The organism is Flavobacterium flabelliforme (genome assembly GCF_017948675.1).
In the GTDB taxonomy this organism is placed as follows: domain Bacteria; phylum Bacteroidota; class Bacteroidia; order Flavobacteriales; family Flavobacteriaceae; genus Flavobacterium; species Flavobacterium pygoscelis.
In genome coordinates this window covers 1,020,652-1,046,431 of record NZ_JAGFBU010000001.1, presented here as the reverse complement: position 1 = coordinate 1,046,431, position 25,780 = coordinate 1,020,652, and the positions used below count along the sequence as shown (strand labels likewise).

General features: G+C 33.2%; 24 protein-coding genes. 10 read left to right on the top strand and 14 right to left on the bottom strand.

The features are described from left to right. Nucleotides 1-24 precede the first annotated feature (24 nt). From J3S90_RS04605 to J3S90_RS04590, 4 genes are all read left to right on the top strand, one after another. The gene (locus J3S90_RS04605; RefSeq protein WP_210645041.1) at nucleotides 25-1,896 is read left to right on the top strand and encodes an Nramp family divalent metal transporter; all 1,872 of its coding nucleotides are present in this window, start codon (nucleotides 25-27) and stop codon (nucleotides 1,894-1,896) included. 125 nt (nucleotides 1,897-2,021) lie between these two features. Further along, entirely contained in the window at nucleotides 2,022-2,669 is a 648-nt protein-coding gene (locus J3S90_RS04600) for a metal-dependent transcriptional regulator (RefSeq protein WP_210645039.1), read from the top strand. Between the two features lie 2 nt (nucleotides 2,670-2,671). Further along, nucleotides 2,672-3,490: a ZIP family metal transporter gene (locus J3S90_RS04595; RefSeq protein WP_210645037.1), complete on the top strand. Its 819-nt coding sequence runs from the start codon at nucleotides 2,672-2,674 to the stop codon at nucleotides 3,488-3,490. Between the two features lie 62 nt (nucleotides 3,491-3,552). Then, nucleotides 3,553-3,975: a hypothetical protein gene (locus J3S90_RS04590; protein WP_210645035.1), complete on the top strand. Its 423-nt coding sequence runs from the start codon at nucleotides 3,553-3,555 to the stop codon at nucleotides 3,973-3,975. On the opposite strand, the gene J3S90_RS04585 is transcribed toward J3S90_RS04590, so the two are convergent. The 4 genes from J3S90_RS04585 to J3S90_RS04570 all read right to left on the bottom strand — a co-directional run bounded on the left by J3S90_RS04585 (nucleotide 3,972) and on the right by J3S90_RS04570 (nucleotide 7,273). Further along, entirely contained in the window at nucleotides 3,972-4,097 is a 126-nt protein-coding gene (locus J3S90_RS04585; protein ID WP_188049190.1) for a FeoB-associated Cys-rich membrane protein, read from the bottom strand. The genes J3S90_RS04590 and J3S90_RS04585 overlap by 4 nt on opposite strands. Before the next feature lie 6 nt (nucleotides 4,098-4,103). Beyond that, a complete protein-coding gene (gene feoB, locus J3S90_RS04580; protein WP_210645033.1) occupies nucleotides 4,104-6,206 on the bottom strand; it encodes a ferrous iron transport protein B in 2,103 nt (700 codons plus the stop codon). After that, entirely contained in the window at nucleotides 6,200-6,442 is a 243-nt protein-coding gene (locus J3S90_RS04575) for a FeoA family protein (protein ID WP_188049188.1), read from the bottom strand. The genes feoB and J3S90_RS04575 overlap by 7 nt, the downstream gene beginning before the upstream one ends. 165 nt (nucleotides 6,443-6,607) lie before the next feature. Beyond that, on the bottom strand, nucleotides 6,608-7,273 hold the full coding sequence (locus tag J3S90_RS04570) for an SCO family protein (protein WP_188049187.1): 666 nt from the start codon (nucleotides 7,271-7,273) through the stop codon (nucleotides 6,608-6,610). Between the two features lie 231 nt (nucleotides 7,274-7,504). On the opposite strand from J3S90_RS04570, the gene J3S90_RS04565 reads away from it, so the two are divergent. Beyond that, on the top strand, nucleotides 7,505-9,568 hold the full coding sequence (locus J3S90_RS04565; RefSeq protein ID WP_210645031.1) for a M13 family metallopeptidase: 2,064 nt from the start codon (nucleotides 7,505-7,507) through the stop codon (nucleotides 9,566-9,568). A 143-nt stretch (nucleotides 9,569-9,711) separates the two neighbouring features. Then, nucleotides 9,712-11,775 (top strand): M13 family metallopeptidase, encoded by a 2,064-nt coding sequence (locus tag J3S90_RS04560; RefSeq protein ID WP_210645029.1) that lies wholly within the window; start codon nucleotides 9,712-9,714, stop codon nucleotides 11,773-11,775. A 52-nt stretch (nucleotides 11,776-11,827) separates the two neighbouring features. Here the strand turns inward: J3S90_RS04560 and J3S90_RS04555 are convergent, their stop codons facing one another. The 5 genes from J3S90_RS04555 to J3S90_RS04535 form a co-directional block, all read right to left on the bottom strand. Continuing rightward, a complete protein-coding gene (locus J3S90_RS04555; protein WP_210645027.1) occupies nucleotides 11,828-12,769 on the bottom strand; it encodes a DMT family transporter in 942 nt (313 codons plus the stop codon). Nucleotide 12,770: 1 nt separating this feature from the next. After that, nucleotides 12,771-13,613: a Rossmann-fold NAD(P)-binding domain-containing protein gene (locus J3S90_RS04550; protein ID WP_210645025.1), complete on the bottom strand. Its 843-nt coding sequence runs from the start codon at nucleotides 13,611-13,613 to the stop codon at nucleotides 12,771-12,773. 42 nt (nucleotides 13,614-13,655) lie between these two features. Continuing rightward, nucleotides 13,656-15,983 (bottom strand): M28 family peptidase, encoded by a 2,328-nt coding sequence (locus J3S90_RS04545; RefSeq protein WP_210645513.1) that lies wholly within the window; start codon nucleotides 15,981-15,983, stop codon nucleotides 13,656-13,658. Between the two features lie 91 nt (nucleotides 15,984-16,074). After that, nucleotides 16,075-16,425, bottom strand: coding sequence for a hypothetical protein (locus J3S90_RS04540; RefSeq protein ID WP_188049182.1), 351 nt, complete (start codon nucleotides 16,423-16,425; stop codon nucleotides 16,075-16,077). Further along, nucleotides 16,425-17,951 (bottom strand): bifunctional GNAT family N-acetyltransferase/carbon-nitrogen hydrolase family protein, encoded by a 1,527-nt coding sequence (locus J3S90_RS04535; RefSeq protein WP_188049181.1) that lies wholly within the window; start codon nucleotides 17,949-17,951, stop codon nucleotides 16,425-16,427. Before J3S90_RS04535 ends, J3S90_RS04540 begins: the two co-directional genes overlap by 1 nt. A 185-nt stretch (nucleotides 17,952-18,136) precedes the next feature. On the opposite strand from J3S90_RS04535, the gene J3S90_RS04530 reads away from it, so the two are divergent. Then, complete coding sequence (locus J3S90_RS04530; protein ID WP_188049180.1) at nucleotides 18,137-18,460, top strand: single-stranded DNA-binding protein; 324 nt, start codon at nucleotides 18,137-18,139, stop codon at nucleotides 18,458-18,460. A 115-nt stretch (nucleotides 18,461-18,575) separates the two neighbouring features. Here the strand turns inward: J3S90_RS04530 and J3S90_RS04525 are convergent, their stop codons facing one another. The 4 genes from J3S90_RS04525 to metG all read right to left on the bottom strand — a co-directional run bounded on the left by J3S90_RS04525 (nucleotide 18,576) and on the right by metG (nucleotide 23,856). Then, nucleotides 18,576-19,832, bottom strand: coding sequence for an OmpA family protein (locus tag J3S90_RS04525; RefSeq protein ID WP_210645023.1), 1,257 nt, complete (start codon nucleotides 19,830-19,832; stop codon nucleotides 18,576-18,578). A gap of 280 nt (nucleotides 19,833-20,112) precedes the next feature. Continuing rightward, nucleotides 20,113-20,805 carry an HAD family hydrolase gene (locus J3S90_RS04520; protein ID WP_210645020.1) on the bottom strand — a complete coding sequence of 231 codons (693 nt, stop codon included), beginning with the start codon at nucleotides 20,803-20,805 and terminating at the stop codon, nucleotides 20,113-20,115. 14 nt (nucleotides 20,806-20,819) lie between these two features. Then, nucleotides 20,820-21,713 (bottom strand): DMT family transporter, encoded by an 894-nt coding sequence (locus tag J3S90_RS04515; RefSeq protein ID WP_210645018.1) that lies wholly within the window; start codon nucleotides 21,711-21,713, stop codon nucleotides 20,820-20,822. Nucleotides 21,714-21,798: 85 nt separating this feature from the next. Next, the gene (gene metG, locus J3S90_RS04510; RefSeq protein ID WP_210645016.1) at nucleotides 21,799-23,856 is read right to left on the bottom strand and encodes a methionine--tRNA ligase; all 2,058 of its coding nucleotides are present in this window, start codon (nucleotides 23,854-23,856) and stop codon (nucleotides 21,799-21,801) included. A 302-nt stretch (nucleotides 23,857-24,158) separates the two neighbouring features. Between metG and J3S90_RS04505 the strand changes: the two genes are divergently transcribed. The 3 genes from J3S90_RS04505 to J3S90_RS04495 all read left to right on the top strand — a co-directional run bounded on the left by J3S90_RS04505 (nucleotide 24,159) and on the right by J3S90_RS04495 (nucleotide 25,103). Continuing rightward, complete coding sequence (locus tag J3S90_RS04505) at nucleotides 24,159-24,476, top strand: hypothetical protein (protein ID WP_188049175.1); 318 nt, start codon at nucleotides 24,159-24,161, stop codon at nucleotides 24,474-24,476. A gap of 41 nt (nucleotides 24,477-24,517) precedes the next feature. After that, nucleotides 24,518-24,868, top strand: coding sequence for a hypothetical protein (locus tag J3S90_RS04500; protein WP_210645014.1), 351 nt, complete (start codon nucleotides 24,518-24,520; stop codon nucleotides 24,866-24,868). Between the two features lie 73 nt (nucleotides 24,869-24,941). Continuing rightward, the gene (locus J3S90_RS04495) at nucleotides 24,942-25,103 is read left to right on the top strand and encodes a hypothetical protein (RefSeq protein ID WP_210645012.1); all 162 of its coding nucleotides are present in this window, start codon (nucleotides 24,942-24,944) and stop codon (nucleotides 25,101-25,103) included. Between the two features lie 3 nt (nucleotides 25,104-25,106). Here the strand turns inward: J3S90_RS04495 and J3S90_RS04490 are convergent, their stop codons facing one another. Further along, on the bottom strand, nucleotides 25,107-25,634 hold the full coding sequence (locus tag J3S90_RS04490; RefSeq protein WP_210645010.1) for a TlpA family protein disulfide reductase: 528 nt from the start codon (nucleotides 25,632-25,634) through the stop codon (nucleotides 25,107-25,109). Between the last annotated feature and the right edge of the window lie 146 nt (nucleotides 25,635-25,780).

Genomic DNA, 25,780 nt, shown 5'->3' with positions numbered 1-25,780 from the left:
TATATTTGCTTCAAATAGTTGAAGATGGGTAAATCATTAGAAGAGGTCCACGGATCAGTTTCGACAGAAAATAAAAAATCAGTTTTTAGAAAAATACTAGCCTTTTTAGGACCAGCTTACTTAATTAGTGTGGGGTATATGGATCCCGGAAACTGGGCTACAGATATTGCCGGAGGAAGCCAGTTTGGTTATTCCTTACTTTGGGTTTTATTGATGAGTAATATTATGGCTTTGTTATTACAAAGTTTTAGTGCCCGGTTAGGAATCGTAACACAGCTCGATTTGGCTCAAGCTTCTCGTGCTACTTATTCAAAATTCATTAATTACATTCTTTATTTTCTGGCCGAAATTGCTATCGCGGCTTGTGATCTTGCTGAGGTTTTAGGAATGGCCATTGGTATCAATTTACTATTTGATATTCCGTTGATCGAAGGCGTACTTATTACCGTTTTAGATACGTTTTTACTTTTGTTTCTTATCAATAAAGGAATTAGGAAAATGGAAGCCTTTATTATCGTTTTAGTTGTGATAATTGGAGTTTCTTTCGTTTTCGAAATGTTTTTTGCACAACCCGAATTAGATAAAGTTTTATATGGCTTAATTCCTTCTATGCCAAATGAAGCGGCGCTGTATATTGCAATCGGAATTATTGGAGCAACCGTAATGCCTCACAATTTATATTTGCATTCCTCTTTGGTTCAAACCAGAAAGTTTGACAGAACACCTTCTGGAATTAAACAAGCGATAAAGTATAATTTTATTGATTCGACGATTGCTTTGAATTTAGCTTTTTTTGTAAATGCCGCCATTTTAATTTTGGCAGCAGCCACATTTTATAAAAGTGGAATGCACGAAGTCGCCGAAATTCAAGATGCGCATAAATTTTTAGCACCGCTGTTAGGAACTAAATGGGCTCCTATATTATTTGCAGTTGCGCTTATTGCTGCTGGGCAAAGTTCGACCGTTACAGGAACATTAGCCGGTCAGATTATTATGGAAGGTTATCTTAATTTAAGAATCCAACCTTGGGTGCGCAGAATTATTACAAGATTAATCGCTATTGTTCCGGCTGTGGTTGTGATCAGTATTTTTGGAGACGGAGTGACCGGAAAACTGTTGATTTTTAGTCAAGTGATTTTAAGTTTACAGTTAGGGTTTGCTATTATTCCTTTAATCCATTTTGTGAGCGATAAAACAAAAATGAAAGGATTTCATATTAGCAGAATCACTCAAATTGCGGGCTGGACTGTTGCTTTAATTATTGTTTCCTTAAATGTTAAATTGGTATATGACGAAATAAAAGGTTGGTTGGAAGCTGCTGAAAATCCACTTATTTTATGGTTGACTGTGGTGCCTTTGGCGTTCGCTTTTCTACTATTGCTTTTCTATATCATTTTCAAACCTTTCGTTTCAAAATCAAAAATCAATATTCAAAATCATTCGCCACACAATTTGAAATTAAAATTTGAAGAATTGGGCACTTTAACTCATAAAAATATTGCTGTAACGGTAGATTTTTCTGATTCTGATGAGGTAGCTTTAAATACTGCTTTTAAGTTGGGTGGCAAAAATGCAGAGTACACTTTAATACATATCGTAGAAACGGTAGGAGCAATGGTGTACGGTGAAAAAGTAGATGATCATGAAACATTAATTGACGAAAAACTGCTAAATGAATATAAAGAAATGCTATCTGCTAAAGGTTTTAGCGTTGCCATAAAGTTAGGATTTGGAGATCCAGCCAAAGTAATTCCAATCATTATCAACAAAGAAAATTTTGATATTTTAGTAATGGGAACACACGGTCACACAGGATTTAAAGATTTAATTTTTGGAACTACTGTGGATAAATTGAGACATAAAATATCTATTCCGTTGCTAATTGTTAAAAATTAATGTTTTCCTGGAGCTAATCCAGCTATCCGTTACAATCTTTTAAAATTTGCTAAAGGGCGCAAATTTTAAAAGGATTTCCACTGCTATCTGGGCTAAAAAAATAGTAATCCTTAATCAGAAATCAAATGACTTATTCAGAAGAGAATTATCTCAAAACAATATACCATCTCACTTCGGCTTCAGAAGATGCCATAAGTACCAATGCCATTGCTGAAAAAATGGAAACTAAAGCTTCATCTGTTACTGATATGCTTAAGAAATTATCCGAAAAGAATTTGATTAATTACATCAAATACCAAGGGGTTTCCTTAACAACGCAAGGATTACTCGCTGCAAAAATGATTGTTAGAAAACACCGACTTTGGGAATGTTTTTTAGTGGAAAAATTAGATTTTTCTTGGGATGAGGTTCATGATATTGCCGAGCAATTAGAGCATATTAAATCGGAGAAATTGATCAATAAATTGGATGATTTTCTTGGTAATCCTACTGAAGATCCGCATGGAGATCCTATTCCAGATGCTAATGGAATGATCATCAAAATAGAAAAACGACTGCTTTCTGAATTAGAAAAAAATCAAGCTGGAATTTGTGTGGGTGTCAAAGATACATCTTCAGATTTTTTGCAATATTTAGACAAGCAAGAAATTGCTTTGGGTTCGCAAATTCAAATTTTAGAAAAAGAAAGTTTTGATTCTTCTTACCGAATTCGTGTGGGAAACAAAGAGATCATGATATCCAATAAAATTGCTAGTAACATATACGTTAAATAATTATGTTTCAATCTATAATTGATTATTTCACTGCTATCGATCCTATTTTAGCAGCTTTATACGCCAGTTTGTTTACTTGGTTTCTTACTGCTTTAGGAGCCTCTTTTGTATTTATGTTTAAAACCATGAACCGTACCGTTCTTGATGGAATGCTTGGTTTTACTGGTGGCGTTATGGTTGCTGCTAGTTTTTGGAGTTTATTGGCTCCAGCCATAGAAATGACAGGAGGCGAAGGTTTTGCAAAAGTGATACCTGCGGCAATTGGTTTTTTTCTGGGCGCTTTGTTCATTTTTGGAATCGACAAAGTGTTGCCGCATCTTCATATTAATTTTAAAGTCAGTGAAGGAATTAAATCGCCTTGGCAACGAACTACTTTGCTAGTTTCTGCAATTACATTACATAATATTCCTGAAGGTTTAGCGGTTGGAGTACTTTTTGGAGGTGTTGCCGCCGGAATTCCAGAAGCTTCTATTGCTGGTGCAGTTACTTTAGCCATTGGAATTGGAATTCAGAATTTTCCAGAAGGAATTGCTGTTGCGATGCCATTGAGAAGAATGGGAATGAGCAGATGGAAAAGTTTTATGTACGGACAATCTTCAGCATTGGTAGAACCTATTGCAGCTGTTTTAGGCGCTTTTGCTGTAACTTTTTTTACGCCAATTTTACCTTATGCTTTAGCTTTTGCCGCTGGCGCGATGATATTTGTAGTCGTTGAAGAAGTAATTCCAGAGACACAACAAGATAAAAATACAGATATTGCCACGATGGGATTTGTGGGCGGATTTATTATAATGATGGTTTTAGATGTTGCCTTAGGGTAAGTTTTTATTTACTTTTAAAGCTAGAAAAGTGTACATTTATCACAAAATTAAAAAAACTGACAATGAAAAAAGTTATAACATTTCTGTTTATTATACTTAGCTCCATCGCTATGGCTCAAAATAATACTGTAGCGAAGCAAAAATTCATTAAAGTGAAACTAAACAGTTGTATTGAAGGAGAAGGGTATCATTTACTGTTGAAAGAAGTATTAACAGATTCCCGTTGTCCTACAGGTGTAGATTGTATTTGGGCTGGCCAAGTTTCTGCGATAGTAGCCGTTTACAAAGATTCAAAATTTATTGAAGAAAAAACCATGGTTTTAACGAAGACTATTGATGCAGAAAACTTAAAGTGGATAAATTCCTATCTAAATCAAAGTCAAAGAGTAATTAATAGTTTAACAATTAGTCCGTATCCAAATGTGAAGAAGGTTATAAAGCCTGAGGATTATTATTTAGAAATAGGTTATATGCAGTACAATTAACCACAACTTCCACAACCGCTTCCACAATCTTTATCTGACTTCTTACTTTTGAAAAAGAATTTTTTGATTAGAAAAGCAATAGCAATTCCAAGTACAACGAAGGCTATTATTTCTTGATACATAATTTGTTATTTTAGAATTTGATAGGCTAATAAAGCCACTAGATAAGCAAATCCAGACATAAATACCAGTTGACCTAATGGCCATTTCCAAGAATTAGTTTCTTTTTTTGTTATCGCTAATGTACCAGCACATTGCATAGCAAAAGCATAAAACAGTAGTAATGATATACCAGAAGCAAAATTAAAAACCTTTTCACCAGTTATAGGATTTACCTCGGCTGCCATTCTATTTTTGATGGTAACTTCATTATCACTTCCGCCAACGCTATAAATAGTTGCTAATGTTCCCACAAAAACCTCTCTCGCTGCAAACGAACTGATGATGGCAATTCCTATTTTCCAGTCATAACCTAATGGTGAAATAGCAGGTTCAATAGTTTTTCCCATTAAACCAATATAGGAATTTTCGAGTTTTTGAGAAGCCACTGCGTTTTCAAACTCTTGATGAGGTAAAGGATTATTTTTATTGTTTTCGGTTACTATTTTTTCTGCATTATTAAAGTTTTTCCCAGGACCGTAAGAAGCTAAAAACCATAATATAATAGATATTGCTAGAATAATTTTTCCTGCTCCAAGTACAAAGGCCTTCGTTTTTTCAATTACATTTATAGCTACATTTTTAAATAATGGTAATTTGTAATTTGGCATTTCTACAACAAAATACGTTTTCCCTTTTATTTTCAGTATTTTATTTAAAATGTAAGCGGAGAAAATGGCTGTTCCAAAACCAATTAAGTATAACAACATTAACGTTAATCCTTGCATATTCAAAAAGCCAAAAATATGCATGTCAGGTATTACCAGTCCAATTATAATTGCATATACGGGAAGCCTAGCCGAACAAGTCGTAAATGGAGTTACTAAAATAGTAATCAGTCTTTCTTTCCAGTTTTCGATGTTACGAGTAGCCATAATAGCAGGAATAGCGCAAGCAGTTCCTGATATAAGAGGAACCACACTTTTTCCTGACAAACCAAATTTTCGCATAATTTTGTCCATTAGGAAAACAACTCGGCTCATATAACCACTCTCTTCAAGTATCGAAATAAACATGAAAAGAAATGCGATTTGTGGTATGAATATTAAAATCCCTCCAATTCCTGGAATAATTCCTTGCGAAATTAAATTAGTCAAAACACCTGCCGGCATTATTTCTGCGGAATAAGCGCTTAGTGAAGCAAATGTGCTATCAATAAAATCCATAGGAATAGTTGACCATTCAAAAATAGATTGAAAAATAACAAACAAGATCAAAAAGAATATTACATATCCCCATACTTTGTGCGTTAGTACGCGATCTAATTTGCTTCTATAATCTTTTGCAATCGAAGTGTCAATTTTCAAACCTTCCTTCAGAACATCGTTGATGAATTGGTAGCGTTTGATGGTTTCTTTTTGTTGTAAACGTTTTAAATCAGAGTGAGATTTAGTAAATGAACTTCTAATTTCGTTACGTTCTAGATTTAAGAAATTTACATCTTGCGTAATTACCAACCATAATTTATACAACAACTGGTTTGGAAATGCTTTGCGTAAACTATCAAAATATTCAGGATCAATCACAGAAGCATTCAAACAAGATTCTGTCGAAAGCGTTCTGTAAGTAATAATCATTTCTTTCAATTCCTGAATTCCAAAACCTTTTCTTGAACTGATAAGTGCGATTTTGGTTTTTAGCTGTTCTTCCAGATACGGAATATCTAAAGAAATTCCTTTGAACTTCATTCGGTCGGCCATATTAATGACTAAAATCGTAGGAATTTCAAGGTCTTTAATTTGGGTAAAGAGAAGTAAGTTTCGCTTTAAATTTTCTACATCAGTTACCACTAATGCAACATCAGGATATAACTTATCATTTTTGTTAAGCAATAATTCAATAACAACATTCTCATCTATTGAACTAGCATTTAGGCTATAAGTTCCTGGTAAATCAAGAATATTTGCTTTGATATTATTGGGTAATTTGCAAAAACCAATCTTTTTTTCAACTGTAATTCCAGGGTAATTCCCAACTTGTTGATTTAAACCTGTGAGTTGATTAAAAACGGAAGTTTTACCAACGTTTGGATTGCCAATTAAGGCAATATTGATGTCTTGTTTGCTTACCATAAGTTGAGTTTTATAATGTCAACTTCAATTTCTTTTGCTGTTTCCACTCTGATCGCAACATGCGAACCGTTAATGTTTAAAAATAAAGGATCTCCAAAAGGAGCAATCTGAAGTAATTCAACCACATTACCAGGCAAACAACCCATTTCCAATAATTTTAAAGGAACGGCATCGATGTCAAAGTCTTTTATGATGGCTTGTTCGCCTTTTTTGAGAGAATGTATCGTGGTGTGCAAAGCTTATTTAGATTGAATTAATATTGCAAAAGTACACATTTTAAAACAAACAAAAATGATAAATATCACATTTGTATGCTAATTGAATCTAAACAAATAAAGGCTGTGATAAAGTAATTGTGTATTTTGTAAGGAAATTTTTAGACCAATAGAAATTAGATTCGCTTATTCATTACTTAAAAAAGTAATATCTTCGATTAGTCGTTGGATATCTTCTTTTTTGGTGCCGTCATAAAATCCTCGAACGCGTTTTTTAGTATCCACTAAAACAAAATTTTCGGTGTGAACCATGTCGTATAATTCACTTGGTTTTCCCAATTTTACAGCCAAATAGGATTTTCTGGCCATCGTGTAAATTTCTTTTTTGTCACCCGTAACTAAATTCCATTTTGAATCATTTACGTTGTGTTTTATGGCATAAGCTTTTAATACGGGAACACTATCTGTTTCTGGGAAAACAGTGTGAGAAAGCAATTTTACTTTTGGATTATTGGCAAAGGCTGTTTGAATTTCAGAGAGATTAGAGGTCATTTTTGGACAAATCGATCCACAAGTGGTAAAAAAGAAATCGGCAACATATATTTTTCCTTCGTAATCTTTTTGAGTAATGGTTTTTCCATTTTGATTGATGAATGAAAAATCACCAATAGTATGGTATTTACTTTTATACTGTACAGTGCTATCTACTAATTCAGGGTTTACATCTGCAGGATTATAAATAGGAAGCGTTTTTTTTGGCTTTAAAGCCGAATAAAACAACGATAAAACGATTGCTGAAAAAACAATAAAAACACCTAAAAAGAGTCTGTATTTTTTAAGAATTGCTAACATAATGCTATTTTGATGCAAAAATACAAAAACCTAATCGGTTACGATCTAAATTAACATAATCTTATTCAGTACGATTGCACTGCATTTTGAGTAAAGATTACTACAGTTTTTAAGAGGATTTAATTTATAATTTACTGTTAATACAATTGTTAATTCTCAAATTAACGCAATCTTGTAAATAAATAAAATAATTAATGATAGCTTTGTATTTCTAATTAAACTCGATAAAAAATGAAATTAAAGCTTTATAAAAAGTTTCTTTTTGTGATTCCTGCAATAATAGGATTTACTGGAACGCAAGCGCAGTCTGTTCCTGTTACGAAAGTACCAGGAATTAATGTCTCAAATATTGATAAAAAAGTGAAGCCCAATGATGACTTTTTTAGGTATGTAAACGGAATGTGGTTGGATAAAACTGAAATTCCAAGTGATAGAACTTCTTGGGGAAGTTTTAACGAATTGTTGAAGAAAACCGATAAAGATGCAATGGATATTTTGAAAGAAGCTTCCAAAAATCCAGTTTATACTTCAAGTACTGACCAAGGAAAAGCGGTCAATCTTTTCAACACTATTTTAGATACAGTAGGAAGAAATAAAAGAGGAATCACTCCACTTGAGCCTTATTTTGCTCAGATTGATGCGATTAAAAATGCTAAGGATTTACAAAAATTCTTAATTGAAATGGAACCTATTGGTGGTGCTGGTTTTTTCGGCATTTATATAGGTGCTGATGATAAAGACAGCAACAAAAATTCTGTTTTTCTAGGTACAGGATCATTGGGTATGGCAGATAAAGATTATTATTCTGCAAATGATAAAGATTCTAAAGAAAAAAGAAAAAAATATGAATTGCATGTGGCTAGAATGTTGCAGTTTATAGGTGAAAATCCAACAAAAGCAGTAGTGAGCGCTCGCAAAGTGTTAGCTTTAGAAACAGCGATGTCACGACCAAGATTAGATCGTGTAGAGCAAAGAGACGGAAGATTACAATACAATCCGATGACTTTAAAAGAATTGGAAAAAATAGTTCCGGAGATCGATTGGAAAAATTATTTTTCTAAATTAGGATTAACTAAACTAAGTACTGTAATCGTTTCTGAGCCAAAATACATGAAGGCTTTGCAAATTATTTTGGCAGAAAATAAAGTTGATGACTGGAAAGAATACATGAAATGGACTTTGTTGAGAGATTCTTCTAAACAATTGTCAACAGAAATAGAATCGGCTAATTTTGATTTTTATGGTAAAACTTTAACAGGAGCCATCAAGGAAAGACCACGTGATGAGCGTGCTTTACAAACTATAAATGGTACAATTGGAGAAGCTTTAGGAAAATTATATGTTGAGAAAATGTTTCCAGCTGCAGCTAAAGCTAAAGCAGAGAACATGATTAAAAATGTTGTTTTAGCTTACCAAAACAGAATTAACAATCTAACTTGGATGTCGGCTGCAACAAAAGTAAAAGCAATCGAAAAGTTAAATAAGATTACAATCAAAATTGGATATCCAGACAAATGGAAAGATTATTCCGCTTTAAAGATTAGCAGCGTAGAAGAAGGAGGAAGCTATTTTGAAAATGTCGAAAATCTTTCGAGATGGGCTTTCAAAGAATCTGTAGATAAATTGTATAAACCTGTAGATAAAACAGAATGGGGAATGTCTCCTCAAACCGTTAATGCCTATTACAATCCGTCTTATAACGAAATTGTTTTTCCAGCAGCCATCTTACAACCTCCTTTTTATAATTATGAAGCAGATGAAGCCGTAAATTATGGTGGAATAGGAGCGGTTATTGGACATGAAATCTCTCATGGTTTTGATGATTCTGGGGCGCGTTACAATGCCGATGGAAATTTAGTTGATTGGTGGTCTGCAGAGGATTTAAAACAATTTACCGCTTTAGGTACTAATCTTGCCAACCAATACAGTGCTTTACAACCGTTGCCAGGTATTTATGTAGATGGTAAATTTACTTTAGGGGAAAACATTGGTGATTTAGGTGGAGTAAACGCTGCTTATGATGGTCTTCAAATGTATTTAAAAGCCAATGGTAATCCGGGATTAATTGATGGATATACTCCAGAGCAACGTTTCTTTATTTCTTGGGCTACAGTTTGGCGTACAAAAATGCGTGATGAAGCTATCAAAAATCAAGTTAAAACAGATCCGCATTCTCCAGGAATGTATAGAGCTTATGTCCCTGTACAAAATGTAGATGCTTTTTATGATGCATTCAACATTCAACCAGGAGAAGGAATGTATATTGAACCAGAAAAACGTGTTAAAATCTGGTAATAGTATTTAGATTAAAAAAAACAAATAAAAATCCCATTCGCTACTGAACAAGTAATGAATGGGATTTTTTTGATTTCTAACATTTAACAAATAAATTAAAGTTTTATTAATAGCTTTGTGAGATAACTGAATAACTAATAAAAATGAAAACAATGAAAAATAAGCAACTGCTTTTTGTCATTCCTGCAGTTTTAGGCTTTGCTGTAAGTCAAGCCCAAAATGCTCCCGCTTCCAAGGAGCCTGGAATTAATGTAAATTACATGGACAAGAATGTAAAACCAAGTAATGATTTTTTTCGCTATGTAAACGGAACATGGTTAGACAATACTGCTATTCCAAATGATAGAACGCGTTGGGGAAGTTTTGATGAGCTACGCCAAAGAACCGATGCAGATGCTCTAGAAATTTTGAAAGAAGCAACTACAAATCCAAGTTATAAATCAAACACTGATCAAGGTAAAGCTGTAAATTTATACAGAACTATTCTAGACACAGTAGCAAGGAACAAAGCCGGAATCGCTCCATTAAAACCTTATTTAGCAAAAATTAATGCCGTAAAAAACACTAAGGATTTAGAGGCTTTGCTTATAGAATTGGAACCTTTTGGTGGTATCGGTTTTTTTGGTGCGGGAGTAGGAACAGATGCTAAAAATAGTAATAGAAATGTAATTAATTTAGGTCCCGGCGGTGTAGGATTGCCTGATAGAGATTATTATGTTTCTGAAGATGCTGATTCTAAAGAAAAACGTGCAAAATACGTTTTACATGTTGCTAAAATGCTACAGTTTCTTGGTGATAAACCTGCTGTTGCAAAATTAAATGCAGAAAAAATACTAGCGCTTGAAACTGAAATGTCAGTGCCAAGATTAGACAGAGTAGAACGTAGAGATCGTCGTAAGTCCTATAATCCGATGACATTGGCAGAATTAAGTAAATTGACGCCATCTATCAATTGGAATACTTATTTTACTAAAATTGGATTGACAAAAGTAGATACTGTTATTGTTTCTCAGCCAAAATACATGACCGCTTTAGAAACTATTTTTAAAGAAAATAAAGTAGCAGACTGGAAAGCTTATATGCGTTGGAGTTTATTAAATAGAGCTTCAAGTCAATTGTCTACAACTATAGAAAATGCAAACTTTGATTTTTACGGGAAAACCTTAACTGGAGCTGTAAAGCAAAGACCACGTGATGAAAATGCATTGCAAACTATTAATGGAACTATGGGTGAAGCTTTAGGGAAATTATACGTGGAGAAAAAATTCCCAGCTGAAGCGAAAGCGAAAGCAGAGAAAATGATCAAAAATATATTTTTGGCTTTCGAAAACAGAATCAACAATTTGTCATGGATGTCTGCAGAAACCAAAGTAAGTGCTCTTGCAAAATTACACAAATCAAGAATCAAAATTGGGTATCCAGACAAATGGAAGGATTACTCTGCCTTGACCATTAAAAGTCCAGAAGAAGGCGGAACGTATTTTGACAATGTTAAAAATATTGCGCAATGGAGATTTAATGAAAATATTGCTGAGTTGAGCAAGCCAGTTGATAAAGACAAATGGGGAATGTCACCACAAACAGTGAATGCGTATTACAATCCTTCTAATAATGAAATTGTTTTCCCAGCGGCTATATTGCAACCTCCATTTTATAATTATCAAGCAGATGAAGCGGTTAATTATGGTGGAATTGGTGGTGTAATTGGTCATGAAATTTCACATGGTTTTGATGACTCAGGATCTCGTTACAATGCCGATGGTAATCTTGTTGACTGGTGGACTGCCGAAGATTTAAAGCAATTTTCAGCTTTAACAGGAGCTCTTGCAGCACAATACAGCGCATTAGAACCATTGCCAGGAACTTTTGTAGATGGTAAGTTTACACTAGGAGAAAATATTGGTGATTTAGGTGGAGTAAATGCTGCTTATGATGGTTTACAATTGTATCTGAAAGAAAATCCAAATCCAGGATTAATTGACGGGTATACTCCAGAACAACGTTTCTTTATTTCTTGGTCAACCATCTGGCGTTCAAAAATGCGTGATGAAGCACTAAAGAATCAAGTGAAAACGGATCCGCATTCACCAGGAATGTACCGCGCTTATGTTCCTTTGCAAAACATAGATACTTTCTATAAAGCTTTTGATATTAAAGCAAATGATGGAATGTACATCGCACCAGAGAAGAGAGTTAGAATCTGGTAAATACTATTTCAATAAAAAAAATCCCATTTGTGAAAACAAATGGGATTTTTTTTTAAACACTATTAATAGCCTTTTTTCTAGATTTTCTTAAAGAATGATTCACCATATACAATCCTAGTAAGGTAACACTTCCGCCTATTGCGATAGCCGCGTTTAGCGTTTCGCCAAAGATTATAGCTCCTAAGAGCACTGCTACAATAGGATTGATATAGGAGTAAATCGTACTGATCTCTGCTGGCAGATTCTGAAGAGCATAAATAAAAGCAATAAAAGTAAGTACGGATCCAAAAACAACTAAATAGGCAATAGACCACCACGAAATAGCTGGAATTTGACTTAATGGCACTGATATTCCGGTAGCTCCCGTATAGGCAAAAATTAAAATGCTAGAAAGAAACATTTGTAATCCTAAACTAAAATAGGGATTAAAAGTGGCTGCTTTTTTCTTGGTATATAATGTTCCAAAAGCCCAGGTTAATGTAGATGCAACAGAAACTAGTATTCCGAATCGGAAACTTGGAATTAAAAAATCGGTCAAATGGTCGTAAAAAATCACACAAATACCGCTAAAACTGATCATCATACCAATTACCGATAAGCGAGACAAACGCTCTCCTCTAAAAAATGTGATTATAACAACCCATAATGGTACAAGCGCGCCAATTATTGCTCCTAAACCACTACTAATGTACTTGACACCCCAAGTGCTTAATCCGTTGCTTAAAACGAAATTAAGTATGCTAAGGATAATAATCGTTTTCCATTGTTTTCCTTTGGGCCAAGGTGCTTTTTTGAACAGAAAGAAGGAAATATATAAAAAACCACCTAGAAATTGTCTAATTGCTACAAGTTGCAAAGCAGGCATATGTTTGACGCCTTCTTTTGATGCTATCCAAGTAGTTCCCCAAAAGAAACTTACAAAACACAGCGCTAATATTGGTAATCCAATTATATTGATACGAGACGAAACAGCATTCTTTATTTTAGCTTTCACATTACAAATTTGGTTTTGTAAAAGTATATTTTAAAAGGAGTTCTATTTTGTCATTTTCAATTATTTTTCCAGATGAAGGTTTAGAATGATCAAATTTTGGTAAAACTAAATTTAATTCACTTGCTTTTTGGGTATAATACTCCTCACGAGTAGGATGAAACGGAGAAACAGCGTTGAAGGTTTCATTCCAATTGTTGGTTTCAATGATTTTTATAATGATACCAATGCAATCTTCTTGATGAATCAAATTGACTACAGCATCAGGATTTTCTAGATTTTCTCTGCCAGCTAAATATTTTCCGGGTTGTCTGTCCTCTCCAATTAAACCTCCAAAACGAAGTAGAGTTGTCTTAAAATTTATGTTTTTTTGTAAAATTTGCTCGACTTCTAGTAGTTGTTTGCCGCTTTCGGTGTCCGGTTTCGGTGTTGTGTGCTCACTTACATTAAGCTGTTGTTCGCCATAAACCGAAGTAGAGCTCACAAATAATACGTTTTTTATTGTTGATTTTTCGATATACGGAATCAAAGAAGCTATCTTTTTTACAAATATTTTTTCGATAGTTGCTGCTTCATCGCCACGAAGTTTAGGAGGAATATCAATTATTAAAGTATCACTTTCTTGCAAAAACGCGCTCATAGAATCTGAGAAAGTATCACAATTATTATTTTCTAGAACTACCGGTAAAGAAATGTTTATCAAAAAAGGAGTAATGCCTTCATGTCGTAAAACAGCTAATTTTTCTACAGAAGTAGTAGATCCATTTACTAGAAATCCTTTTTTTATTAATGCTTTCGCCAAAGGGAAACCCAACCATCCACAACCTAGAATACTTATTTTTTTCATTTTTATATGTCGTAATTGTTTTTTAGTTTCAAAAATCAGCTTTTATTGATTTAATTTTAAAGTGTCAATAACTATATGCGTACTGCGTTTTGGTTTAGAATACGTCACAATTGGTGTTACCACAACTGGAGTTGCTATAACTGGAGTTGGTTTTATCTTCTGTCTAATGATAACGGCATCATTAAGTACAAAAGGAGTTGGCATCATCCAATTTTCTCTTTTTTGCATTTTAAATAGTGGATTGGTCATCAAATCAAAAGAACTTTCTAATAATTCCATGTCAAAAAGAACTTTAGAGTCAATACTAAATTGCATTTCTAATGGTGTGTTTTCTACGACATAATAACTAATTATTTTCTTGCCTTTACGTTTGTATAATGAGTTTTTCTGACTTAGTGACTTTACTCCATTTGCTTTAAAATTGTGAATATTCATATTTTCATTAGCAAAAATATCATATCGGTTCACGCTTCTATTCGGAGTGATTAAGATTTTCAAATACCTTTGAGTGCCTATAATTCTATCTTCAAGAAATTCTATCGTGGGTTTATTTAATTCTTTTTTAGGCGCAGTTGCGCTATACGTAAATCCAGAATTGTATTTGCTAAATAGCGGAATTGCTTCTGCAGCTTGCGCTTCGTTCGGCGTAGTGCCTAAATATTTTTTTGTCCAAAAATCCAAGTTAGTGTCGTATGTTAGCCAACTTGCTTTGTTTGTATCTGCATTGTAAAGATATAATAGACTGTTTGATTTGGCTTTTCCATTTTCATAACCCGACTCATAATGTGCTTTGGCAAAAAAGCCAATAGATAATATAAAAAATCCTAATGACCAGATTCCTTTTTTAGAGAAAGCTCCAAAAACAGGAAGTAATAAAACAAATGTTAGTACGGTTAGAATTGCGCTTCCAAACAAAACTTTAAGTCCTAATCCAATTGGAAACATCTGAATAAACGGTGCGATAAGTAATAAGGCAGGAATGCTTAAAATTAAATTTAAACTTCTATTTGATCTTTGAGTTATAATAAAAAATCCAAAAATGAAAAGTCCAAAATAAACAGGGATAATTAAGAATCCAGCTCCTTTTAAAGTAAAAGCGATAGCACAATTAATTATTATCCATAGTAACAATGGAGCAGCATAATAATTTAAGGTGGTTTTTTTGGCAGAAAATCTATGGTAAATTAAGAAGGTAATCGCAATTGCTAATAAAGTAAAAGCACTTATGTAAGCATGGCCATTATAGGTAAATCCGTTCAACAGATCATTATACTGTGGATAAATAACGAGCAATAATTTCCAGATTGCAAAAGAGGTTATGCCTGATATAATAAGGGAAAGTAATAAAGGGATAAATCCTTTTATAATTTCATCGAAATAGAGTACTCTTTTTGCGATGCCTACAAATATCAATATTACAAAGAGGAGTAAAGCAATAATAGCCATTGGCACTACCCAGCTAAAAGGATAGTTAATGAAGGAATAAGGGACAGAAAAATAGACATAATCTTCCGTTTGTTGTGTATTTTTTAGATCTACATTAGAGAAATAATTTAATAATGGCATCAAATAAGAGCCTTGATGTTTTAAGCTATTCTTGTTTAAATGTTTCAAATCATCTTGTGCGGTGTGGTAATTGTAATGATCATCAATAAAGGCAAAATTGTAACCCTGAATATTCCCTTTTTCTCTAAATACAGTCAAATCTGTATCGTTAGGTAGCATTTTGTAAATGCTGTACATTAATGAATTTGATACAGGAAATTTTGTTTTTGCTGCTGCAAATTCTTTGACTAAGCCAGCATTTCCTTTATTGGTTTCCATCAGCATATAGCTTGGTCCAGACGTTCCTCTAGCTTCAAAGTTTAGAACTAAACCAACCTCCTTTGCCCATTGATGTTGAGTAACAAATAAAGCAGCACCATTTAATCCTAATTCTTCTGCATCAGAAAACAAAATGATGATATCGTTTTTATGTGGAGTTTTGTTGTATAGAAACGCACGAACACTTTCTAGAATTGTTGCCACGCCCGAACCTGCATCACTCGCTCCTAGAGAATAGGAATGTGGAGCACTATCATAATGGGTAAGCAATAACAAAGCTTTTGAGTTATTAGTTCCTTTTATTTTAGCTAGAATATTTTTAGATTTTACCAAATTTCCCCATTCCGTCAATGTGTATCCTTCTTGAATAGAAGTTTGTAATCCTAAATCATCAAGTTCTTTTACAAGATAATTTGCTACTACTTCATGATTCTGAGAACCAACATAATGCGGTTGTTTTGCAATTTCCGCCACTTTTGTTAAGGCTCTTTGCGTCGAAAATTCAGTAAGCATTCCTTCGTCATCATGAGTTCCTTGCGGCATCATTGTGAAGAAAACAAAAGCTAAAGTGAAACAGAGGAATAGAATGGCAATAATAGAGAAATATCTTTTTTTCATTTTTGGTAGAATTGGGGTTCTAAATATCTTTTTTGACTAACATATAAAAATCATTCTCTAATATCATATAGCCTTGATCGTAAAGGAAATAGTAGGTATTGCCTGTTTTTGTCTGTAGAATATTAGTAAAAAAATCAAAGTCAAATCCTTTACTGATCAGCTTTGCTCGGGTTGCTTTAGATTTTCCATCGGGATTAAGTTCGGTTAAAATGCGGTAATTCTTGCGCAACTTGTTATTAATGTTGCGCATGAAATTAGTACTGTCTTTGTTTATTTTGTTGTTGTAGGCGTTGCGACAGCCATCACTGCAAAACTTTTTATCTTCCCGACCTACAATTTTTTCTCCACATTCTAAACAGGCTTTGCTCATTACTTGATTTTTTTAATGTCGTATAAGTCAGTTCTTCTATCTTTAAGAATTCGGACACTTCCATGTTCGTGAAGTTCTTTTAATAAATTTAAATCTACATCTACAATAAGTGTCATCTCTGTATTTGTTGTAGCTTCTGCTTTAATCCCGTTGCTTGGAAAAGCAAAATCAGAAGGAGTAAATACGGCTGATTGTGCGTATTGAATATCCATGTTATTTACTTTAGGTAAATTTCCTACGCAACCGGCTATAGCAACATAGCATTCATTTTCGATAGCTCTGGCTTGCGCACAATGCTTTACTCTAGTGTAGGCATTTTGAGTGTCGGTTAAAAAAGGTACAAATAGAATATTCATGCCTTCATCTGCCATTAATCTAGAGAGTTCTGGAAATTCGACATCATAACAAATCATAATTCCTATTTTACCACAATCGGTATCAAAGGTTTTTATTGTAGATCCGCCAGTCATTCCCCAATGTTGAACTTCATTTGGCGTTACGTGAATTTTAGAATACATCTCAGAAGTTCCATCTCTTTTGCATAAAAAACCAACATTGTACAAGGTGCCATTTTCTAAGTATGGCATACTTCCCGTTATGATGTTGATGTTATAAGATATTGCTAATTCTTGAAAACGTTTGCGTATAGGATCAGAATGCTTGGCCAATTCGCGTATTGCTTCTGCTTCTGATAAATGATTGTAATCTGCCATCAAAGGAGCTATAAACAGTTCTGGAAATAATGCAAAATCACTTCCGTAACCAGAAACTACGTCTACAAAAAATTCACATTGTTCAAAAAGAGCTTCTAAATTGTTTAATTGGCGCATTTGCCATTGTACTAATCCTAATCGAATAACACTTTTCTCTAAGTTAATAAGTCTTGGACTTTCGTCAAAATAAATATTATTCCATTCTAATAGAACAGCAAATTCTTTTGAATCTGAATCGCCTTCCAAGTAATTTTTCATTACTCGAATTACGTGAAAATCATTACTCAATTGAAACGAAAGTACCGGATCGTGTAACTCTTTCTTTTTTACTTTCTCTATGTAATTCTTTGGAGTCATTTCCTTGGAATGTTGGCCATAATTAGGAATTCTTCCGGCAAAAACTATAGCTTTTAGATTTAATTGTTCGCACAATTCCTTCCTTGCATCATATAAACGTCTGCCCAAACGCAGTCCTCTATAATTAGGATGAATGAAAACGTCAATTCCGTAGAGAACATCTCCGTTTGAATTATGTGTCGAAAACGAGTAGTTTCCTGTGATATCTGAGTAATTGTGATTTTTATCAACTACACTTTCATCAACAATTAATGATAAAGCAGATCCAACTACTTTTCCGTCTACTAAAATTACCAATTGCCCTTCTGGAAAGATGCTTAATAATTTTTCTATTTGGTGTTCTCTCCAATACGATCCTTCCATTTCAGGATAGGACTCGACCATCGATTTTTTTAGCTCTTTATAGTCATCGTATTTTAAATTTCTTAATTCTACTTTATTTATATGGGTTTGCATACTGGATTGTTTTTACCAAATATAACAATTTATTTCCATTTACAAACGGTTACAATTAATTACAACCGAAAGTAAGTAGTTAGTAACCGAATAATTTTTGAAACGCATCGCATCTTTGCCTTGTTGAAATCGAATAAACGTTTTAACAAATAAACTATATACACTAATATTTAAATTTACAAGCCATGAAAAACAAAGTACAATTAATCGGAAGAGTAGGTCAAGATCCTGAAGTAAAAACATTAGAGGGAGGGAAAAAAATTGCAACAATAACTATTGCAACAAATGATGCTTATTACAAAGAAAATGGTGATAAAGTAGAGCAGACAGAATGGCATCGTGTGACCGCTTGGGGAAAAGTTGCAGAAATTATAGAAAAGTTTGTTACTAAGGGAAGGGAAATAGGTATTGAAGGGAAGTTAACTCATAGAAGCTATGATGACAAAAATGGAGAAAAGCGTTATATAACAGAAATTATAGCTAATGAAGTATTGCTTTTAGGAAAGTAATGGAGTTTTATTTGCTGTTGATAATAATTATCTAGAGATATAAATAATAATTATTCAAATAAAAAAAGCCCTAAAGAAATTTCCTTTAGGGCTTTTAAATAATATAGTAATTAGATTATTTTACTCTGAAAGTAACTCTTCTAACTAATTTTCTTGCAGCATCTGAATCTTTTTGAACTGATTTATCTTCACCAGCAGCAACAATGATCAATCTTGAAGAATCGATGTTAGCTTTTAATAAAGTGTTCTTAACATTAGTAGCTCTTGCATTAGATAATTTATCGTTGTAAGCAGATCTTCCTAATTCGTCAGCATGACCAATAATTTCAACTGAAGCTGAAGGATTGTTTCTTAAGTAAGTTAAGATAAAATCGATTCCTTCTACAGAAACGTTTGTAGGTTTAGCTTGATTGAAATCAAAGTAAGTACAAACATAACCATCATTGATTAAGTTTTTGATCAATTCGCTATCAGCAATTTTAGTTACATCTGAAGTTTTGCTAGCGTAGTTTTTCAATATATAAGCTTCTGTTTCATCAGGAACATTATTATTGTTTTTGTCAATAGCTCTACCTTTAGTATCAACCATTGCTCCAGCTGGAGTATTTTTTTCTAAGTCTAAATAATCAGCAACGCCATCTTGATCAGCATCAACTAACATATTTTCTAAACTTTCAACTCTGCTTCTTAATGCTAACATATCTTTGTCAACAACAGTAGCCCAGTCAGCATGTTTTTCACTTTTACCTAAGTAAACTGTCAAACCAACTGTACCGTTAAAAAGGATTCCACCAAAACCTCTAGTAGAAGAAGCGCTTGCACCATCGAAAGCAGCATCTTGACTAGCGTTAAGAATAGTAGTAAAATCACCTGTTAAAGCAAGTCTGTTAGATAATCTAATTTGACCAGTTACACCAGCCATAAAGTTACCCATTCTGTCTTTCAAAGAAGAATTTTGATCTTCTAATTGAGCTAAACCAAAACCAGCATGACCTAATAAACCAATAGTATTAGTCCAAGATTCGAAGTTCATGATTCTACCTAAGTTAGCTACTGCTTGTAAATCTGCTCTGTAGTACTTAGTGTCAAAATCTTTAGATTCACTTTTACCTTGAAAACTGTTGTAACCAAAGTCTGCTTTTAAACCAAATTTATTGTTGAACATGTATCTAACTCCAAGATCAACTACATAAGGACTTGGTGTAGATGTGAAATAACCAGCAGTCATTGGTCTTTGTGTTTTGTTAACACCACCAGCTAATTCAACAGACCATTTATTATAATCTGTCCCTGCGCTTTTTCCCATATCAGTTTGAGCATTTGCAGTCGAGGCTGCAGCAGCAAAAACTAATGCAAACATTAATTTTTTCATTATTGTAATTTTTATAAGTTTTATGCAAAATTACAACTTATAGTTAGATAAGAAATTTCAAGCAGTTAATTATATAAAAAAAAACTAATATTATACAAATAATGGACTGTTTTGATCAGAATGTTGCGTTATAAAGTATTTTTTAAACAAATAATTTCGTTTATATAAATAATTTATGAATAATTTTTAAGAAAAAAGCTCCCAAAAACAGCTAATTAGGCTTAAATTATGGTAAATTAAGTTTAATTTAACTTTATTGCTTTTAAAAAACACCCAATAACTATTGATTTAGTAATGATAAAACCTGACTTATTTTATCGAATGTATTAAAATTTTTATGCTCTATTTCATGATCAATTCTTTCATGTTCCCAAGTAGTATGAAAAGGAATATGAGCCGCATGTGCACCAATAGCTAAAACGGGTAAAACATCCGATTTTAAAGAATTTCCAATCATAAAGAATTCTGAAGGTTCGATTTCTAATCTTTTTATCAAATCTTTATAGTCAATTTCTTGTTTATCAGACATCACTTCAATATGATGAAAATACTTTCCTAATCCCGAATTGTGTAATTTTCTGCGTTGGTCTAATAAGTCTCCTTTTGTGGCAACAACCAATTTGTATTTGCCATGCAAAGATTGTAATGTTTCTTCTACACCTTCTAATAGTACGATAGGCTTTTCAGTCAATTCTTTTCCGTATTGAATAATGCGCTCTATAGCTTGTACCGAAATAGTATTGTTCGAAATTTTCATAGCTGCTTCGATCATAGAAAGAATATATCCTTTTATTCCATAACCGTATATTTTTAAATTGTCAATTTGAATCTTGAAAAGTTCTTTTGCAATTCCTTGATTGGATAAGTAATCACTCATTAAATTACAGAATTTCTCTTCCGTTTCGGCAAAGTAAGTTTCGTTTACGAATAAAGTATCGTCAGCATCAAATGCAATTACTTTTATATTTTTCATACTTGTATATGTTTCTAATTAAGTGTTTTATTAAATAGCTTTTTTAGTGAAAGTGTTTTGCTGTAAAAGGTGATTCGGATACCAAACAGTAAAATCAAACCGCCAATAATCATCTGAAATGTGATTTTTTCGTCTAAAAATAACCAAGCTAAAAGAGTTGCCAAAACTGCTTGTCCCAACAAAGATAAGGACACTCGCGTGGCTCGCATATTTTGAGTCGCATAACTAATTAATAACCATGCAATCAGTTGACAAACTATTCCTTGAATAAATAAAACTACCCAGCCTAAATTAGAAAACCCACTAAAAGGCTCTTTTAAAATCAAGCAAACAATTCCTAAAAATAAAGTAGAAGTTAGTAGCGTAACCATCATAAAAGAAACAACGTCCATCTCAGAAAGAATGTTTTTACTAACCAGCATGTAAACAGCGTATAAAACTCCTGATAATATGGCTAGTAAAAAAGCAGTATTAAAATTTAAGTTCAAGAAAAATTCGAAACCAACCAGAGTAATCATACCAAAAATTGCTATCAATGTGCCAATCCAAAAATTAGTTGCTGGTTTATTCTTTAAGAATAAAAAAGAAAACACTCCAACCCAAACCGGTGAAAGATTGGTTAGTAAAGTAGCTTGAGTAGCACTTGATTCTTGAATAGAAATATTCCAAACCGCAACATCAGAGGCGAATAAAAGACCACAAACAATGGCTAATAGTAAAATACTAGTTCTTGGTAATTTGAATTTTTGGGTAATTACAACATAAGGCAGTAATAGCATTGCAGCAATTGCCATTCGATAAAAAGCCGAAATTAATCCTCCGGTAAGATTGAGCTTGACCAGTATTGGAAAAACCGAAATGCATAAAATTCCAATCGCTAGAGCTAATCTCGGTTTTGCATTTGTCATTGTTTTTTATTTAAAAATACAAACTTCACTAATTATCGAAAACCTAATTTCTGATAAATAGTGAAGATTATATTTAGTTGTATTGTTAATTTATAGTCTCTCCATTGTCAGCATCTGCATCTGGATTTATAAAAACTAATTTTTCCTCTGCATTAGTAGTCATCAGGATCATTCCTTGACTTTCTACGCCGCGAAGATTTCTTGGAGCCAAGTTTACTAAAACTGTCACTTTCTTACCAATAATATCCTCGGGTTTAAAACTTTCGGCAATTCCAGAAACAATGGTACGAACATCAATTCCAGTATCTACTTTCAAAATCAAAAGCTTATTTGCTTTTGGCATTTTTGTAGCTTCTAAAATGGTTCCTACACGTAAATCCATTTTGGCAAAATCATCAAATTGAATCAAGTCTTTTTGAGATTCTATAACTTTGTTTTCGGCTTTATTTGCTGTTTTAGTCGCTTCTAGTTTATCTATTTGTTTCTGAATTTCTTCATCTTCAATTTTTGCAAAAAGCAATTCGGCTTCGCCAATTTGGTGTCCTGCAGCAATCAAATCTGAATTTTCTGAAATCGTATTCCAAGACAATGGAGATTCTATTTTTAAAATTCTTGATAATTTTGTTGCTGTAAAAGGTAAAAACGGTTCGCAAAGTGAACTTAATGCGGCAGCGATTTGCAAGGCTACATGCATTTGTGTTTGTACGCGCTCTGGATTGTCTTTAATGACTTTCCAAGGTTCTTCATCCGCCAAGTATTTATTTCCAAGACGAGCTACATTCATTAATTCACCTAGTGCTTCTCTAAATCTATATCTTTCTAATGAACTCGAAATGACTGCCGGATAGGCTTTCAATTCCGTTAAAGTTGCTTCGTCAACTTCTGATAATTCATTTGGTTGAGGTACAATTCCATTATAGTATTTGTTAGTTAAAACTACCACACGATTGATGAAATTTCCGTAAATCGCCACTAACTCATTGTTGTTTCTAGCTTGAAAATCTTTCCAAGTAAAATCATTGTCTTTAGTTTCCGGCGCATTAGATGTCAAAGCGTAACGCAAAACATCTTGCTGATTTGGGAATTCTTCTAAATATTCGTGCAACCAAACGGCCCAGTTTTTAGAAGTCGACAATTTATTTCCTTCTAAGTTCAGGAACTCATTTGCAGGAACATTGTCTGGCAAAATGTAGCTTCCTTCGGCTTTAAGCATCGCTGGAAAAATGATACAGTGAAAAACAATATTGTCTTTACCAATAAAATGAACCAGTTTGGTGTCTTGATCTTTCCAATACGGTTCCCATTCTTTTCCTTCGCGCAAAGCCCATTCTTTAGTAGAAGAAATATAGCCAATAGGCGCATCAAACCACACATATAGCTTTTTACCTTCAGCACCTTCCACAGGAACATCAATTCCCCAATCCAAATCACGAGTTACGGCGCGAGGTTCTAATCCGCCATCAATCCATGATTTTACTTGACCGTAAACATTGGGTTTCCAGTCATTTTTATGTCCAACAAGAATCCATTCTTTCAAGAAATCTTCATAACGATCCAAAGGCAAAAACCAGTGTTTCGTCGATTTCATAATAGGTGTTTCTCCTGTAATTGTAGATTTTGGGTTTATTAAATCAGTTGCGTTCAAAGTAGAACCGCATTTTTCGCATTGATCACCGTAAGCTTCTTCGTTACCACACTTTGGGCAAGTTCCTACTACAAAACGATCTGCCAAAAACTGATCTGCTTTGGCGTCATACAATTGCTCGGTTACTTGCTCTATAAAATCACCTTTTTTATATAAGGTTGTAAAAAAATCTGAAGCCGTATCGTGATGAATCTTCGCCGAAGTCCTTGAATAATTGTCAAAAGAAATTCCAAAATCAGAAAACGATTTACGGATTATTCCATCGTATTTGTCAATTACTTCTTGAGGGGTAATTCCTTCTTTCTTGGCTTTCATCGAAATAGCCACTCCGTGTTCATCGCTTCCACAAACAAACAAAACGTCTCTTCCTTGCAAACGTAAATAACGAGAATAAATATCTGAAGGCACATAAACACCCGCCAAATGACCAATGTGAATCGGTCCGTTCGTATAAGGCAATGCCGCTGTAATCGTATATCTTTTTGGATTTTGTAACATAATTCAGTTTAATTTGATGCAAAAATAAGCAATAGAATTTTTATTTGGAGCTATTTCCCGTTATACGTTACAATCTTTTGTTTCTCTCGATAATTATCGAGAGAAACAAAAGGATTTTCACTGCTATCGGGGCTAGGATTTAAGGGTTTCATGGTTGTTTTATTATTCTTTAGTAATCTTAGTTTCAAACATTAGCTATTTCTTATTTGATACAATTCTAACTATAGACACTTTCTAAAACTTTTCTTTCAGTCCAATTTTCATAGCTTTGTATAAATTAATTCAGAGCTAATAATAGTATAATGACCAAATCCTACATCAAGTGTTCAGATTGCAATACAGTCAATATAAATAAGGAGTATTGCGAGAACTGTGGTGCTATATTAGATTTGGTTCTTAAGCGCCGACTTGAAACCCAGAAAAAACTTCAAGAAAAATTAGACGAAAAAGAAAAAACAAAAAAGCCACCAAGCAAAATAGAAGTCTATTTTAATAATGGTTTAGAGCATTCTAATGTTTTGATACGATATCTTTTTCAAGCTATTTACTCAATTTGGCTTTTCTTTGCTGTAATTATAGGAGGTATTATCGCTGCGGTTACCGCCGCTGCAGCGGGTTAAAACAAAAAGTAAGATTTTTAAATGGAGTAATAAAATAGATAATGTTTAGAAAAATACTTTATGGTTTGCTATTTTTTATCGCTCTGACTATTTATGCTTTGCAGCGCTTGCATTTTTCATTACCTAGCCTTATTAATAATTATCTAAATGATTTGCTTTATGTTCCCATAGCGCTGGGTGCAATCCAATTTATAATCCGAAGATTAAAAAAAGATCCTTTGTTTCAATTCCCACTTGGGTTTATTCTCTTTTTGTCCTCTTTCTACTCTTTTTATTTCGAATATTATCTTCCTAAAGTAAATGTTAGATACACAGCAGACTGGATTGATGTATTGCTTTACTTTATAGGAGGTGTAGTTTTCTTTTTATTGCAAAGAAGGAATAAGCTTTAGAAGAGAATTTTTTAAATTTAGGTTTTCTTTAATTCATTTATCTTTGTAAACGTAATTCATCTAGATTTTTAAAATGGCAAAAGGACCTGAAAAAAACACTAAAAACAAAGCGTTGCATACTAAATTGCTCAATCGTAAAAAAGCTAAACTTCAAGAACAAAAGAAAGAAAAAGTCATGCGATTGAAAGCTTTAGTTGCCAAAATTAATTTACAAAAAAATAGCGAACAGGAGTAAGTTTTATTCGTTCAAAATCGCTGTATTTGTTGGTGTGCTTTTTTTATACTTCTCAATAATCGTTTTAATGACATTTGGGGTTAGTTCAAATCCATTTTGTATAGGATTGCCTTCCCAACGCACAATTCCAGTGGGATCTATTAAAATGCAATGCGGAAGAGCTCTTATTTTCAAGGCTTTATATGATTTTCTTCGAGTATCAATTGCGCTGTAGTACTCGATTTTAGGAGTTATTACTTTCTTTACTTTACGTTCTCTTTCATCACTTATACCAATTACAATTAAATCCTCCTTAAACTCTTTGCTTATACTATTTAATTTAGGAGTCAAAGTTTGGTATGATTCGCACCAAGTTCCCCAAAAGTCGATTATCACAAATTTACCTTTTAATTCCGGTGGATCAGAAAGCCATTTTTCGACTACCAGGTTAGGTGCTTTTTGATCTATTATTGATTTTGCTCCTGTTTCTTTTTCTTGTGAAAAAATAGGCAGAGCAAAAGTAAAAATCAAAAATAAAAGTAGTTTTTTCATACATTGAAATTATATGGTTTCTCAAATATATTGTTTTTTTTCCTACAAAAATATATTTTTTTACTGCTAGTTGTATGTGTGAAAGCGCTTTGTATAATCAAATAAACAATCTTTGATAAATTAATGCTTTTGAACTAAATAATAAA

What these genes read in the sequence shown, in the direction of transcription:
- J3S90_RS04495 (WP_210645012.1), top strand. Translation starts at nt 24,942, where the DNA reads ATGGCAAAAGGACCTGAAAAAAACACTAAAAACAAAGCGTTGCATACT.
- J3S90_RS04525 (WP_210645023.1), bottom strand. Translation starts at nt 19,832, where the DNA reads ATGAAAAAATTAATGTTTGCATTAGTTTTTGCTGCTGCAGCCTCGACT.
- J3S90_RS04560 (WP_210645029.1), top strand. Translation starts at nt 9,712, where the DNA reads ATGAAAACAATGAAAAATAAGCAACTGCTTTTTGTCATTCCTGCAGTT.
- J3S90_RS04595 (WP_210645037.1), top strand. Translation starts at nt 2,672, where the DNA reads ATGTTTCAATCTATAATTGATTATTTCACTGCTATCGATCCTATTTTA.
- J3S90_RS04600 (WP_210645039.1), top strand. Translation starts at nt 2,022, where the DNA reads ATGACTTATTCAGAAGAGAATTATCTCAAAACAATATACCATCTCACT.
- J3S90_RS04535 (WP_188049181.1), bottom strand. Translation starts at nt 17,951, where the DNA reads ATGCAAACCCATATAAATAAAGTAGAATTAAGAAATTTAAAATACGAT.
- J3S90_RS04550 (WP_210645025.1), bottom strand. Translation starts at nt 13,613, where the DNA reads ATGAAAAAAATAAGTATTCTAGGTTGTGGATGGTTGGGTTTCCCTTTG.
- metG (WP_210645016.1), bottom strand. Translation starts at nt 23,856, where the DNA reads ATGTTACAAAATCCAAAAAGATATACGATTACAGCGGCATTGCCTTAT.
- J3S90_RS04605 (WP_210645041.1), top strand. Translation starts at nt 25, where the DNA reads ATGGGTAAATCATTAGAAGAGGTCCACGGATCAGTTTCGACAGAAAAT.
- J3S90_RS04590 (WP_210645035.1), top strand. Translation starts at nt 3,553, where the DNA reads ATGAAAAAAGTTATAACATTTCTGTTTATTATACTTAGCTCCATCGCT.
- feoB (WP_210645033.1), bottom strand. Translation starts at nt 6,206, where the DNA reads ATGGTAAGCAAACAAGACATCAATATTGCCTTAATTGGCAATCCAAAC.
- J3S90_RS04520 (WP_210645020.1), bottom strand. Translation starts at nt 20,805, where the DNA reads ATGAAAAATATAAAAGTAATTGCATTTGATGCTGACGATACTTTATTC.
- J3S90_RS04515 (WP_210645018.1), bottom strand. Translation starts at nt 21,713, where the DNA reads ATGACAAATGCAAAACCGAGATTAGCTCTAGCGATTGGAATTTTATGC.
- J3S90_RS04500 (WP_210645014.1), top strand. Translation starts at nt 24,518, where the DNA reads ATGTTTAGAAAAATACTTTATGGTTTGCTATTTTTTATCGCTCTGACT.
- J3S90_RS04530 (WP_188049180.1), top strand. Translation starts at nt 18,137, where the DNA reads ATGAAAAACAAAGTACAATTAATCGGAAGAGTAGGTCAAGATCCTGAA.
- J3S90_RS04585 (WP_188049190.1), bottom strand. Translation starts at nt 4,097, where the DNA reads ATGTATCAAGAAATAATAGCCTTCGTTGTACTTGGAATTGCTATTGCT.
- J3S90_RS04540 (WP_188049182.1), bottom strand. Translation starts at nt 16,425, where the DNA reads ATGAGCAAAGCCTGTTTAGAATGTGGAGAAAAAATTGTAGGTCGGGAA.
- J3S90_RS04490 (WP_210645010.1), bottom strand. Translation starts at nt 25,634, where the DNA reads ATGAAAAAACTACTTTTATTTTTGATTTTTACTTTTGCTCTGCCTATT.
- J3S90_RS04570 (WP_188049187.1), bottom strand. Translation starts at nt 7,273, where the DNA reads ATGTTAGCAATTCTTAAAAAATACAGACTCTTTTTAGGTGTTTTTATT.
- J3S90_RS04565 (WP_210645031.1), top strand. Translation starts at nt 7,505, where the DNA reads ATGAAATTAAAGCTTTATAAAAAGTTTCTTTTTGTGATTCCTGCAATA.
- J3S90_RS04505 (WP_188049175.1), top strand. Translation starts at nt 24,159, where the DNA reads ATGACCAAATCCTACATCAAGTGTTCAGATTGCAATACAGTCAATATA.
- J3S90_RS04545 (WP_210645513.1), bottom strand. Translation starts at nt 15,983, where the DNA reads ATGATGCCGCAAGGAACTCATGATGACGAAGGAATGCTTACTGAATTT.